Source organism: Pseudomonas sp. W17, assembly GCF_040268305.1.
GTDB classification, from domain to species: domain Bacteria; phylum Pseudomonadota; class Gammaproteobacteria; order Pseudomonadales; family Pseudomonadaceae; genus Aquipseudomonas; species Aquipseudomonas protegens.
In genome coordinates, this window is the sequence record NZ_CP158490.1 from 5,950,447 (window position 1) to 5,962,503 (window position 12,057).

The window sequence follows — 12,057 nt, forward strand, 5'->3', positions numbered from 1 at the left end:
ACCCGCCCCTTAGGAAAACCCTGATGATGCTGGACTCCCTGCTCGTTCCCACCGCAATCGTTGCCTTGGCCGAAATCGGCGACAAGACGCAACTGCTTGCCCTGATTCTCGCCGCACGTTTTCGCAAACCCTGGCCGATCATCGCCGGCATCGTTGCCGCGACCCTGGCCAACCATGCGGCGGCCGGTGCGGTAGGCGCCTGGTTCGGCAGCTTCTTCTCGGACTCGACCCTGCACTGGATCCTCGCCGCCAGCTTCACCGCCACCGCGCTGTGGACCCTGGTTCCGGACAAGATGGACGACGACGAAGCCAATACCGCACGCAAGTTCGGCCCTTTCCTGACCACCCTGATCGCCTTCTTCCTGGCAGAAATCGGTGACAAGACCCAGGTCGCCACCGTCATGCTGGCGGCGCAGTACCCGGATCTGTGGCTGGTGATCATCGGTACCACCCTGGGCATGCTGATTGCCAACGTACCGGTGGTCCTGGCAGGCAACTTCGCCGCAGACAAGCTGCCCCTGACCCTGATCCGTCGCCTGGCGGCGTCGGCCTTCTTCATCCTCGCCGTGGTGGCGGTATACAAGGCCATGCAGATCAGCGGCTGGGTATAAACAAAACCGCCGGCAAGCTGGCCCCTACGCAACCCGTAGGAGCCGGCTTGCCGGCGACAGCGTCATCGACAATGACGCGAAGGGATCAGGACTTCTTGGCGGCCTGATACAGCGGCATCACCTTAGGAATCGCCGCCTGCAAGGAAGCGATACGGCTGGTGGAAGCCGGGTGAGTGCTCATGAACTCGGGCGGCGCGGAGCCACCGGCAGCCTGGCCCATCTTGTTCCACAGGCTGATGGCCGCATTCGGGTTGTAACCGGCACGGGCGGCCAGTTCCAGGCCGATCAGGTCCGCTTCGTTTTCATTCTCGCGGCTGTTGGGCAGGGTCATCAGCAGGTTCACCCCGTTGTCGCCCAGGGCTACGGTTTCCTGCGGAACGCCGAACAAGGTGGCGATCTGCTTGCCAGCACCGACCGCGTACTGCTTGGACATGGCTTCGCGACCGTGCTCGCGCAGGGCGTGGGCAATTTCATGGCCCATGACCGCGGCGATTTCATCGTCGGTGAGTTTGAGCTTCTCGATCAGCCCGGAGTAGAAAATGATCTTGCCGCCAGGACCGCAGTTGGCGTTGAGCTCGTCGCTCTTGATCAGGTTGACTTCCCATTTCCACTGCGCGCAGTCGGGGCGGAAAGTCGGCGCCTGGGCAATCAGGCGGTTGGCAATGACCTGCAGGCGCTTGGCGTTGGCGCTGGTCTTGTCCAGTACGCCCTGGCTGCTGGCTTCACCCAGAGTCTGCTGATAGGACTGGGCATAGGACTGGTTCACTTCAGCGCTGGAAACCATGCTGAACATGGATTGCTTGCGATCCACACCGACCACGCCACCGCTGGTGGTATTGACCGTTTCACAACCGCTGAGCAGTACTGCGGCACTCAATGCACATACGACCAATGACTTCTTCATCATGAAACCTCCCTGAAAACGTGGCGCGTATCCTAAGGGCGGAAATGTATCCGCGCCAGATGTAAAAACAGCAATCGGTCGCATTTCAGATACATATCTGCCTTGCAGGAGAAAATTCATTCCTCCCGCAAATCCCGCCCGGGTTACCCCCACAGCTTGCCAAGAACGACATCAAGCTCCCTGAAACAGTCATTTTTCCGTGTAAGGCTAATGGCCAGCGCTGCAGCGGCCGATACAGCTCGGCAGACCTAAATTCCTGCGCCCGGAGCCTCTATGAAGTTCAAGTCGATCCAGTTTTCCGTCGCCGCCCTGGCCGGCGCCATCGTTCTCAGCGTGGTTGCAGCCCTGGTGCTGTACGCCCTGTTCTCCGGGGCCAGGACCCAGCAGATGGTGCAAGACCGTACCCAGGCCCAGTTCGAACAGGTCATCGAACAACGTCTGAGCGGCCTGGCGCAGACCCAGGTCAGCCAGATCCAGCGCGAACTGGAAGCGCCCCTGCTGATCGCCGGCGGCCTGGTGCGGGTCAATGCGCTGATGGGCACCCAGGACTCGCAAGGCCATGCCGGGCTGAGTCTGAGCCGTGAACAACTGATTGCCCTGATCAAGGAAAACGTCACCCAGAACCCGAAGATCCTCGGTGCGTACATTGGCTGGGAACCCGGCGCCATCGACCATGACGACGCTGCCTACGTAGGCACCTCGGTGGTGGGTATCGATGCAGCAAACGGCCGCTTCCTGCCCTGGTGGTTCCGCAATGAAGACGGCAGCCTGGGCCTGGACAAACTGGCCGACGTCAATGATCGGACCCTGCTTTCCACCGGCGTGCGCGCCAGCGAGTACTACCTCTGCTCCCAGGACAGCCTAAAGCCTTGCGCCATCGACCCCGCTCCCTACAAGGTCGGCGACAAGGTGGTGATGCTGGCCTCCTTTATTCAGCCGATCCTGCTCAACGGCAAGTTCCAGGGCATCGTGGGTGCCGACCTGTCAGTGAACTTCATCCAGGACATGCTGGTGGGCGCCAACCAGAAGCTCTACGGTGGCGCCGGGCACATGGCCCTGATCGGCGGTAACGGCCGCCTGGTCGCCTATACCAAGGACTCGAGCAAGTTTGGTGAAAAAGTCAGCGACGTGCTCAGCAGTGATGCACTGACCAAGCTGTCCAGCCTCAAGCGCGGCGAAGTGACCTACGACGTCGACCAGGCCAACGGCACCATCAGCCTGTACCTGCCCTTCGGCATCGGCCAGACCAATGCGCACTGGACCCTGATGCTGCAACTGCCGCTGAGCGCGGTGATGGCCGACCTCGACAAACTGCAAGGTGACCTGGCCGAACAACGCAAGGCCGACACCTTCGGCATGGCCATGGTCGGGCTGGTGATTGCCGGCCTCGGCTTGCTGGTGATCTGGCTGGTGGGCCACGGCATTGCCCGGCCGCTGCGGCAGATGGTGGCAATGCTCGACGACATCGCTCAGGGCGAAGGCGACCTGACCCGACGCCTGACCAGCGATCGCGCTGACGAGCTGGGCTCCATCGCCAAGGGCTTCAACACTTTCCTGGCCAAGCTGCAGGCGATGATCAGCCAAGTGGTGACCTCGGTTCAGAGCGTCAGCGATTCTTCGGAACACACCGCAGACATCGCCATTCGCACCAACCAGGGCGTGCACAAGCAGATGGTTGAAATCGATCAGGTAGCCACCGCGGTGCACGAAATGACCGCCACCGCCCAGGACGTCGCGCGCAATGCCACCCAGGCCGCGCAAGCCGCCAGCCACGCCGACCAGGCCGCGAGCCAGGGCATGCAGATCGTGCGCGACACCTCCAGCGCCATCGGCGCCCTGGCCGAGGAAATCGGCCGTGCGGTGGGCGTGGTACAGACCCTGGCCAAGGACAGCGAGAACATCAACGCCATCCTCATCGCCATTCGCGGGATTGCCGAGCAGACCAACCTGCTGGCGCTTAACGCGGCAATCGAGGCGGCGCGGGCCGGCGAGCAAGGCAGGGGCTTTGCGGTGGTTGCCGACGAGGTGCGCAACCTAGCGCAGAAAACTCAGCAGGCCACCGAAGAAATCCAGTCGATGATCCAGCAACTGCAGCAGGGCACCCGGGAAGTGGTACGGGTAATGGAGGACAGCCAGCACAAGACCGACCAGAGTGTGGAGCACGCGGCCAAGGCGGCGCAGGCCCTGGAAACCATCACTCAGGCGGTGTCGGTGATCAACGACATGAACACCCAGATCGCCAGCGCCGCCGAGGAGCAGAGCGCGGTGGCCGAGGACATCAACCGCAATGTGATCAATATCGGCCAGGTGGCCAATGAAGTGGCGGGCGGTGCCGATGAGTCCAGTGCGGCCAGCGCCGGGCTGACCAAGCTCGCCGAACAGCAACGACGCCTGATCAACCAGTTCAAAGTCTAATCACGGACCTGTAGGAGCCGGCTTGCCGGCGAAAGCGATCCTGGCTTGGGCAGCAAACCAGGGGGCCTCTTCGCTGGCAAGCCAGCTCCTACAGCCAGCTCCTGCAGTTGATGCTTCAGGCGGGGGTCAGGCACTCGGGGCCGTTGAGCTTGGGGTCATTGACCAGGTTGGCCAGGACCCGCTCGCGCAGGGCTGCCGGCGGACTGGCCAGCAAAACTTGCAGGGCATGCAAGGGGGTCTCGGGATCGAGCCAGGCTTGCTGGCCGGCGGCATCGAGGATCAGCGGGCGACGCAGATTCGAAGCCGCCTGGGTTACCACGGCAGTGCTCAGCCAGACCTGCTCCTGCACCGGGTAGGCCTCCCATATCGCGGCAAAAAAGATCGACGAACCTTCCCCCGGCGTCAGCCAGTAGGGGCGCTTGCGGGTGCCGCCGCGCCATTCGTAGAAACCATTGGCCGGCAGCAGGCAGCGCCGCTCGCGAAAGGCCTGGCGAAACATCGGCTGCTCCGCCAGGGTTTCCGCCCGGGCATGGGCGGGCGTCCGGGAAAGGTCCGTGAGCCACGGCGGTGTCAGCCCCCAGCGGGCCCGGGCCAGGGTGCGCTGGCCGTTTTCCGCGCGCTGGATCAGCACCGAATCATTGGGCGAGATGTTCCACTGCGCCTTCTGGTCGGCGGGAAATCCCGGCAAGGCGGCAAACGCGGGGTTCCAGCGAAACAGGGCATAACGTCCACACATGGGGCAATACAACTCTCGGCAAATCGGCGCTCAGCCTAACAGACCAGCACCCCGGCAAAATTGTCCGGTTCATCAAAGGGCAACGGCAGGGCCGCATTGTACGCAGCGATCAGCTCTCGCGCCCGTTGCGCCTGGTGGTTTTCCACCGACAGCCCCAGCAGCCCGAACAGCGGCAGCTCCCCTGCCCCGCCCAACAGATCGCGCCCCTGCAGATGGGCCTCGATCCCCTCGCTGGCCAGCATGCACTGGAGCAACTCGCCTTCCAGTAGGTTTTCCGGCTCGTAGATGCGCTGCATAAGGGCCACTCCCCATTCAGTCGTTTTCACTGTGAACGTCGAGCATCCATTCCCGACCGTCGGTTTGCAGGGTGAATACAATGGGCCGGCAGCACACCGGGCAGTCTTCGATATAGGTCTGGTCGCCGCCAGACAGGTCCAGCACCGCCTCTGCCTGTTCACCACAGTAAGGGCACTGATAATGGTCGGTTTCCAGCATCGCCGTCTCCAGAGTGACTTATGCGTATAATCGCCGGTCTATTTGCAGGGCTTTTTTTGTTTGAGCTGAATTTTCAGACCGTGCCCGGCTTTTTTTCGATCCGAACCTTTTCTTACCCTAGCCGTTTCTAACAAGAGAGCATGATGGGCGAATTCGATGCCATCCGACCTTACCACGACAGCGAAGTACCAGCGGTGCTGGCCCGGCTGCTCGGTGACAAGGCGTTTCTAGATATCCTCACCCACTTTCGCTTCCCGCGTTTTGCCAAGACTTTCGGCTGGCTGCTCAAACCCCTGATCGCTCACCGCCTGCGCCGTGAGTTTGCCGGGGTCACTTCGGTGGCCACCCTGCAGGACAAGGTCGAATTCTACGTCGACCACACCATCGAGCGGGCCACCGACGGCGTGACCTACACCGGCGTCGAGCAGTTCAAGTCGGGCACCGCCTATGTGTTCCTGGCCAACCACCGCGACATCGTCATGGACCCGGCCTTCGTCAACTACGCGGTGTACCACGCCGGCCTGCCGACGCCACGCATCGCCATTGGCGACAACCTGCTGCAGAAACCGTTTGTCAGCGATCTGATGCGCCTGAACAAGAGTTTCATCGTGCACCGTTCCATCAGCGGTCGCCGGGAAAAGCTCGCGGCCTACCAGCTGCTGTCGGCCTATATCAACCATTCGATCCGCAACGACGGCCAGTCGATCTGGATCGCCCAGGCCGAGGGCCGGGCCAAGGATGGCGACGATCGCACCGAATCGGCGATCCTCAAGATGTTCCACATGAGCCGCAAGGACGAGCCGTTCGGCGAGGTCATCCAGTCGTTGAACCTGACACCGGTGTCCATCAGCTACGAATATGACCCCTGCGACCAGGCCAAGGCCCGCGAGCTGTACATCCGCGCCACCACCGGCACCTATACCAAGGCGCCAGGCGAGGATGACGTGAGCATTGCCAAGGGCATCACCGGCTATAAAGGCCGGGTCCACGTGAACTTCGCCGCGCCCATCAGCGAATCCTTCGAGGACACCAAGCAACTGGCCATGGAAATGGACCGGCAGATCCTCGGCGGCTACCGCCTGTTCCCGGTGCACTACCTGGCCTATGCCCAGTGGAGCGATGCCGATCCACAACTGCAGGTGCCAACGGCCGCCGAGGTCTTCCCGGCCCAGGAGCTGGCCAAGGCCGAACAGGAATGGCAGCGCCGGCTGGATGCCTGCCCGGCAGAACACCGGCCGTACCTGGTACTGCAATACGCCAATCCGGTGCGCAACCAGTATCGGGTCAAGGCCGGTCTGGCACTGTAACGGCCGGACTGGAAAGCACAACGGCGCCTGCGGGCGCCGTTGTCGTTTCTGCAACCTGGGGGTTGATCAGAACCGGGTGCTGATCCAGGACACCAGCAACGCCAGGCCAAGGCAGGCGAAGCCGAAGCGGTAGAAAAACCTATTGATGCGCAAGGTTGCGGGATCCAGCATCAGCAGCGGCTGATCCACCTCCCGTCCCTCGCTCTGCACGGCCAGATTGGCCAGGGCCCGCAGTTCACGACGGCGGGTGGCGTGCAGCAGCCAGCTGCCTGGGCAGGCGAACAGCAGGGCAAGCAGATTGATCAGTTTGGCGGGATGGGCGTTGAACATCGACCAGATCAGTTGCAGCGACATCATGAACCTCGGAGGAAAGCCGTATACGGGCCGTCGAGTGCACCCGCGGCGCGGATTCTACTCAATCCCCGACAAAACGCGGGGGGCTTTCCGACCAGTAACGAGACGCCGGTCCATTAATTTAAAGCGTCATCTTTTCGTCATCTAAACAAGCCAGTCTGTCGCCCCTCGAAACCCACGGAGCTTGTCATGCTGCACGCCGAAAACCAGGACCGCCTTTACCTGATCGCCCCCAGTGAAGAACAGCAGGCGCTGGTGGGCGCCCTGGCGTTCAACGTGCAGGATCGGCACTGGCTGGTGTATTGCGCCCTGGGCGGCCACCAGCACGCGGACCTGCCGGAAACAGACCTGCTGACAGGCGTCAGCATGCTGGACTTCTACGTCGAGGCGGCCTGATCCGCGCCCATAAAAAAGCCCGGCGCGCCATCAGGCAGCCGGGCTTTTTCGTTGCTTGGCCAGGGCTCAAACCCCGGCCAGGCGCGGGTTACTCGCCGAGGATCTGGCCCACGGTCGGATCCTTGAACAGACGGGTCAAGGCATCGCTGAGCACATCGCCCACCAGCTTGGTATTGGTGTCCTGGTTCGGCGCCATGCCGAAACGCTGGTCCAGGGAAGCACCGTAACGGCCACTGTAACGACGGTTGGCGTTCTGCACATCCGAGCGGAAAGTGGCACCGATGGTGGCCTCGGTCACGTACAGGCCTTCTTTAGGCGACTGGTACTTGAGCTCGGCCAGGGTCACGGTCAACTGAGGGGCGTTGGCGCCACCGGCGGTCGGGGTAAAGCCCAGCAGGCGCACTGCCGCTTCGGCCTGGGCCTGCAGCTTGGGCAGGATCTGCGCGCTCTGCACGGTGATGGCACTGGTTTCCGGGTACAGGCCGCCACGGGTACCCAGGGTCGGCGAAGGACGTCCATCAACCACTTTCACCACCACCGGCTGGCCATGGCCGACAGGCGCCAGCTGGGCAGTGAGCTTGGGCTCCGGGCTCAGTTGTTGCGGGCTGTGGGCGCAACCCACCAGCGACAGGCTGGTCACAGTGATCAAACCGAACAACAGGCGTTGCAACATGCTCATCTCTCCAGGAATCAGGCACAAACAGGCCCGCAGTATAGCGGTGCACAAGGACGGCAAACCAGCGCCAGGCATGACTTAGTCAAGACTCAGACAGGTCCCGTACAACCGGGTTCCTGTAACCTGCCGTTCACTGGCAATACATCATGATGTAACGGCTCAAGGGCATTCTTATCGTCAATGACACATTCAGGTACCTGGTCATGAACTTCCTCCGTTCCCTGTTCGCCCCCCGTCAACAGTTTCGCAGCTTCGCCCTGCTGGACAGCCAGGGACGTTGCCAGGCCTTCAAGCACTGCCTGCTGGCCCCGGTAGGCGATGGCTGGGTGGAAATCCAGGAAATTCGCCTGAACTGGTTGCACCAGGCGCTGCCCGCCAGCGCCCGGGTCAGCCCGCGCTGCGCTCGCTCCCGGGTGCAACCGATACTGGCCACCTGACCAAAAGCCTAATAAAAGTCGCGAAACAGGATCATTTCTGCGCATTTCTTCGTTACAATCTCCCCCCGATTATAAGGACGTCTCCTGATCGGGCCTCGCAGTACCGCCAACGCCACTGCTTTGGCACCCCGCACCGCCCACAGAGAGCCGCCCACACAGTTCGAGTGAAGCTGGCGTGCTTGCTGTTCACCTTGCAAACCTCCACTTTTCGCGAAACTGCAGAGCTGCCGTTGCTCGGCCACTTAAAGCTGTTTGCCCGTCGTGCCCGCATCCTTTGCCGGCATCACCGCGCGGGCCAGGTGCCAGGCTGAGGCAGCCCTTTTTTGAGGTTCACGTCTTCAAAAGAGCGTGAAAAAACGGGTTTTCACAACTTCACAAGAGTGTGGCGAGCAAATGAATAGTTTTGCGTCTGAACTGGCACCATTGGCCTCTACAACAGCCCGATTACACAGGACCGAGCACTCCTCAAGAACTGGTGCTTGAAGCCTGTCCGCTGACGGATTTGGTTGCACGAGCGGATGTATCGACCATAAGTCGAATTGCCCGAGGCTCCCCGAGATGCGTTCATACGCACCTTGAGGCCCGGTTGGCAGCGTCCGTGGTAGTTGCAAAAAATTGCGAAGATTCGGACATGGCGATCCTGGCCATGGGTAACCTGGGGCATTACGTGAACCGCCCCGTCACTCCTGGCAGCCATGCCGTCAATTTGGTGCTGCAGATTTTGGAGACGCGTTAATGGCGCATAACGAAGCAGTAGACGTCGTATTGGTCGGGGCCGGCATCATGAGTGCCACCCTTGCTGTACTGCTCAAAGAGCTCGACCCCGCGATCAAGCTGGAAGTCGTCGAGCTGATGGATTCGGGTGCCGCGGAAAGTTCCAACCCGTGGAACAACGCCGGTACCGGCCACGCCGGCCTCTGTGAGCTGAACTACACGCCACAGGCCGCCGATGGCAGCATCGACATCAAGAAAGCCGTGCACATCAACACCCAGTTCGAGGTGTCGAAGCAGTTCTGGTCCTACCTGACCAAGAAAGGCACCTTCGGCTCGTCCAAGTCCTTCATCAGCCCCGTGCCGCACCTGAGCTTCGTACAGGGCGAAAAAGGCGTTTCCTTCCTCAAGAAGCGCTTTGAAGTACTGAGCCAGCACCATGCCTTCGCGGACATGGAATACACCGAAGACAAGGCCAAGATGGCCGAGTGGATGCCGCTGATGATGCCGGGCCGCCCAGCGGACGAAACCATCGCCGCCACTCGCGTGCTCAACGGTACCGACGTCAACTTCGGCGCCCTGACCAACCAGTTGCTCAAGCACCTGACCAGCGCTCCCGATGCCCAGGTCAAGTACTGCAAGCGTGTCACTGGCCTCAAGCGCAACAAGGCCAACGGCTGGACCGTGAGCATCAAGGACGTCAACAGCGGCAGTACCCGCGAAGTCGACGCCAAGTTCGTGTTCCTCGGCGCCGGTGGCGCGGCCCTGCCCCTGCTGCAGGCCTCGGGCATCGAGGAAAGCAAGGGCTTCGGCGGTTTCCCGGTCAGCGGCCAGTGGCTGCGTTGCGACAACCCGGAAGTGGTCAAGCAGCATCAGGCCAAGGTCTACAGCCAGGCGGCCGTGGGCTCGCCACCGATGTCCGTGCCGCACCTGGACACCCGCGTGGTCGAAGGCAAGAAGTCCCTGCTGTTCGGGCCTTATGCCGGCTTTACCACCAAGTTCCTCAAGCACGGCTCGTTCCTCGACCTGCCGATGTCGGTACGCGCCGGCAACATCGGCCCGATGCTGGCCGTGGCCCGGGACAACATGGACCTGACCAAGTACCTGGTCAGCGAAGTCATGCAGTCCATGGAACAGCGCCTGGAATCCCTGCGCCGCTTCTACCCCCAGGCCAAGGCCGAGGACTGGCGCCTGGAGGTGGCCGGCCAGCGGGTGCAGATCATCAAGAAGGATCCGAAGAAAGGCGGCATCCTGCAGTTCGGTACCGAACTGGTGGCCGCCAAGGACGGCTCTCTGGCCGCCCTGCTCGGCGCCTCGCCAGGTGCCTCGGTGACCGTTTCGATCATGCTGGAGCTGATCGAGCGCTGCTTCCCGGCCAAGGCCAGCGGCGAATGGGCTGCCAAGCTCAAGGAAATCTTCCCGGCACGGGAAAAGGTCCTGGAAACCGACGCAACGCTGTACCACCAGATCAACAGCGAAAACAACCTGAGCCTGGAGCTGGTCGAGCCAAGCAAGGAAACCGAAAGCTGCGCCTGATCCGCGCTGAATGAAAAACGCCCCGTCCTTCGCAGGACGGGGCGTTTTTTTATGCCTGGCGAGAAGATCAGCCGCGGGCGTTGTCCATCAGCTCGATGTAGTCGGCGGCGTTGCGCTGATCGCGGATCAGGTCGACGAAGGTCTGGCCGTGCTCATCCTTGCCATCCAGGTCGAAACCGGCTTCGACGAAGAAGGTCAGGAAGCGTTCGAAATCATCGATGCGCAGGCCACGATAGGCCTTGATCAGCTTGTGCAGGGACGGCGAAGTTGCATCGACCGGCTCGAAATCGAGGAACAACTTGATCTGCTCGTCGCTGATCTCGTCACCAATCACTTGTTTCTTATCTTTACGCATTGCCGACTCCAGCTCGCAGACATTTCACGGGGCGGGCAGTTTACCTCCAGCCCGCATATGGCCTCAACGCGAACGCACGCTGCCGGTATGCAGGTCAGCCCAGATGTGCCCGTTGGCATAGCTGAGGAACTGGCAATACACCGTGTCGTTGCGCAACAGGTCCATCACCGCACGGTACTGGGCCAGCGGGTAATACAGGGTCAGGGTCCGGCTCTTGGCATCGAACTGCGGCTTTTTCAGGCTTTTGCTTTCACCGTCGAAGTTCACCAGCACCTGGCTGATGGTGGCGCCCTTGTTCAACGGCTTGCCCTTGAGCCGCACCCACACTGGCGAAGTCACGGGAATCGGTTGCTGGTTCGATTGGCGCTGGCTGCCGATCACCACCGAATACTCGGTGACCTGCAACAACTGCTGCTGTTGCGGGACGCTGTCGCGCAGGGTCAGATCATCGGGAGGCAGGAACTGCCCGTGCAAGGGGGCCGGGGCGGCTGCCAGGGGCAGGCTCAAGCACAGAAGAAGGGCCGCGCTACTGCGAATCAACAGGCTCATGACAGGCTCCAGACAAGGGCCGAGCACTCTAGCACGGGTTTTTACCGCAAATCTTGCACCGTTACCGACGGTAGGCCGCTGTCTCTGGCGCGGGCCTGTTCAGTCGAAGTGGGCGCGCATCCAGGCCTGGTATTCGGCCACGCCGGGCTCGCCTTCACGGGGCGCCCAACTGGCCTGCTCACCCTCGCCCACTGGGCGATAAGGGCCGGCCTTGCATTCGAACATCAGGCTGTCGGGCTCCAGCACCACCAGGCCGTGGAAAACCCCGGCCGGCAAGTCCACACCGACGCAGTCGCCACCGGCCTGCAGCACCCGCTTGCCCTGGACCTGGCCCGCTTCATCGAAAATCAGCACGCCCAGGCGCCCCTTGAGCACCAGCAGGGTCTCGGCCTTGTCAGCACTCAGGTGGCGATGCGGCGGAACGTAAGTGGAGGGTTGCAGCCCCACCGCCATGCGGTGGCAAGGCTCTTCCATGGCATGGAAGTTGTGGTGCTGACGACCGCGGGGATTGGCCGCGGCTTTCTCAGCCAGGTCGCTGAACAACGCTTGATCGAGAAAGCTCGGCCCGGTCATCG

15 protein-coding genes are annotated in these 12,057 nt (G+C 61.8%); 6 read left to right on the forward strand and 9 right to left on the reverse strand.

Annotated features, from left to right (window positions below):
• The first annotated feature begins 26 nt into the window (after positions 1-26).
• Positions 27-611, forward strand: a complete 585-nt coding sequence (locus tag ABCR88_RS27275; protein WP_011063370.1) for a TMEM165/GDT1 family protein — start codon at positions 27-29, stop codon at positions 609-611.
• Positions 612-696: 85 nt separating this feature from the next.
• Here the strand turns inward: ABCR88_RS27275 and ABCR88_RS27280 are convergent, their stop codons facing one another.
• Positions 697-1,515, reverse strand: coding sequence for a M48 family metallopeptidase (locus ABCR88_RS27280; protein WP_011063371.1), 819 nt, complete (start codon positions 1,513-1,515; stop codon positions 697-699).
• Positions 1,516-1,788: 273 nt separating this feature from the next.
• Here ABCR88_RS27280 and ABCR88_RS27285 point away from each other — a divergent pair, with 273 nt between their 5' ends.
• Positions 1,789-3,930, forward strand: a complete 2,142-nt coding sequence (locus ABCR88_RS27285) for a methyl-accepting chemotaxis protein (RefSeq protein ID WP_350403700.1) — start codon at positions 1,789-1,791, stop codon at positions 3,928-3,930.
• Between the two features lie 115 nt (positions 3,931-4,045).
• Here ABCR88_RS27285 and ABCR88_RS27290 read toward each other — a convergent pair whose 3' ends face one another.
• The 3 genes from ABCR88_RS27290 to ABCR88_RS27300 are packed head-to-tail and all read right to left on the reverse strand — an operon-like array spanning position 4,046 to position 5,161.
• Positions 4,046-4,666, reverse strand: coding sequence for an SOS response-associated peptidase (locus tag ABCR88_RS27290; RefSeq protein ID WP_350403701.1), 621 nt, complete (start codon positions 4,664-4,666; stop codon positions 4,046-4,048).
• Positions 4,667-4,701: 35 nt separating this feature from the next.
• Entirely contained in the window at positions 4,702-4,962 is a 261-nt protein-coding gene (locus ABCR88_RS27295) for a DUF2007 domain-containing protein (RefSeq protein ID WP_236185558.1), read from the reverse strand.
• A 16-nt stretch (positions 4,963-4,978) separates the two neighbouring features.
• Entirely contained in the window at positions 4,979-5,161 is a 183-nt protein-coding gene (locus ABCR88_RS27300; RefSeq protein WP_011063375.1) for a CPXCG motif-containing cysteine-rich protein, read from the reverse strand.
• Between the two features lie 140 nt (positions 5,162-5,301).
• Here ABCR88_RS27300 and ABCR88_RS27305 point away from each other — a divergent pair, with 140 nt between their 5' ends.
• The gene (locus tag ABCR88_RS27305; protein WP_015636954.1) at positions 5,302-6,468 is read left to right on the forward strand and encodes a 1-acyl-sn-glycerol-3-phosphate acyltransferase; all 1,167 of its coding nucleotides are present in this window, start codon (positions 5,302-5,304) and stop codon (positions 6,466-6,468) included.
• A gap of 66 nt (positions 6,469-6,534) precedes the next feature.
• Here the strand turns inward: ABCR88_RS27305 and ABCR88_RS27310 are convergent, their stop codons facing one another.
• Positions 6,535-6,822 (reverse strand): hypothetical protein, encoded by a 288-nt coding sequence (locus ABCR88_RS27310; protein WP_171820732.1) that lies wholly within the window; start codon positions 6,820-6,822, stop codon positions 6,535-6,537.
• A gap of 189 nt (positions 6,823-7,011) precedes the next feature.
• On the opposite strand from ABCR88_RS27310, the gene ABCR88_RS27315 reads away from it, so the two are divergent.
• Positions 7,012-7,218, forward strand: coding sequence for a hypothetical protein (locus tag ABCR88_RS27315; RefSeq protein ID WP_011063378.1), 207 nt, complete (start codon positions 7,012-7,014; stop codon positions 7,216-7,218).
• A gap of 88 nt (positions 7,219-7,306) precedes the next feature.
• On the opposite strand, the gene ABCR88_RS27320 is transcribed toward ABCR88_RS27315, so the two are convergent.
• Positions 7,307-7,891, reverse strand: a complete 585-nt coding sequence (locus ABCR88_RS27320; RefSeq protein WP_011063379.1) for a YajG family lipoprotein — start codon at positions 7,889-7,891, stop codon at positions 7,307-7,309.
• Between the two features lie 206 nt (positions 7,892-8,097).
• On the opposite strand from ABCR88_RS27320, the gene ABCR88_RS27325 reads away from it, so the two are divergent.
• On the forward strand, positions 8,098-8,331 hold the full coding sequence (locus ABCR88_RS27325; protein WP_019096022.1) for a hypothetical protein: 234 nt from the start codon (positions 8,098-8,100) through the stop codon (positions 8,329-8,331).
• Positions 8,332-9,066: 735 nt separating this feature from the next.
• Positions 9,067-10,578: a malate dehydrogenase (quinone) gene (gene mqo, locus ABCR88_RS27330; protein WP_350023207.1), complete on the forward strand. Its 1,512-nt coding sequence runs from the start codon at positions 9,067-9,069 to the stop codon at positions 10,576-10,578.
• Between the two features lie 67 nt (positions 10,579-10,645).
• On the opposite strand, the gene ABCR88_RS27335 is transcribed toward mqo, so the two are convergent.
• The 3 genes from ABCR88_RS27335 to ABCR88_RS27345 all read right to left on the reverse strand — a co-directional run bounded on the left by ABCR88_RS27335 (position 10,646) and on the right by ABCR88_RS27345 (position 12,055).
• On the reverse strand, positions 10,646-10,933 hold the full coding sequence (locus ABCR88_RS27335) for a PA4642 family protein (protein WP_011063382.1): 288 nt from the start codon (positions 10,931-10,933) through the stop codon (positions 10,646-10,648).
• Between the two features lie 63 nt (positions 10,934-10,996).
• On the reverse strand, positions 10,997-11,482 hold the full coding sequence (locus tag ABCR88_RS27340) for a hypothetical protein (RefSeq protein WP_053153731.1): 486 nt from the start codon (positions 11,480-11,482) through the stop codon (positions 10,997-10,999).
• 99 nt (positions 11,483-11,581) lie between these two features.
• On the reverse strand, positions 11,582-12,055 hold the full coding sequence (locus tag ABCR88_RS27345; protein WP_041119829.1) for a WbuC family cupin fold metalloprotein: 474 nt from the start codon (positions 12,053-12,055) through the stop codon (positions 11,582-11,584).
• Positions 12,056-12,057 lie beyond the last annotated feature (2 nt).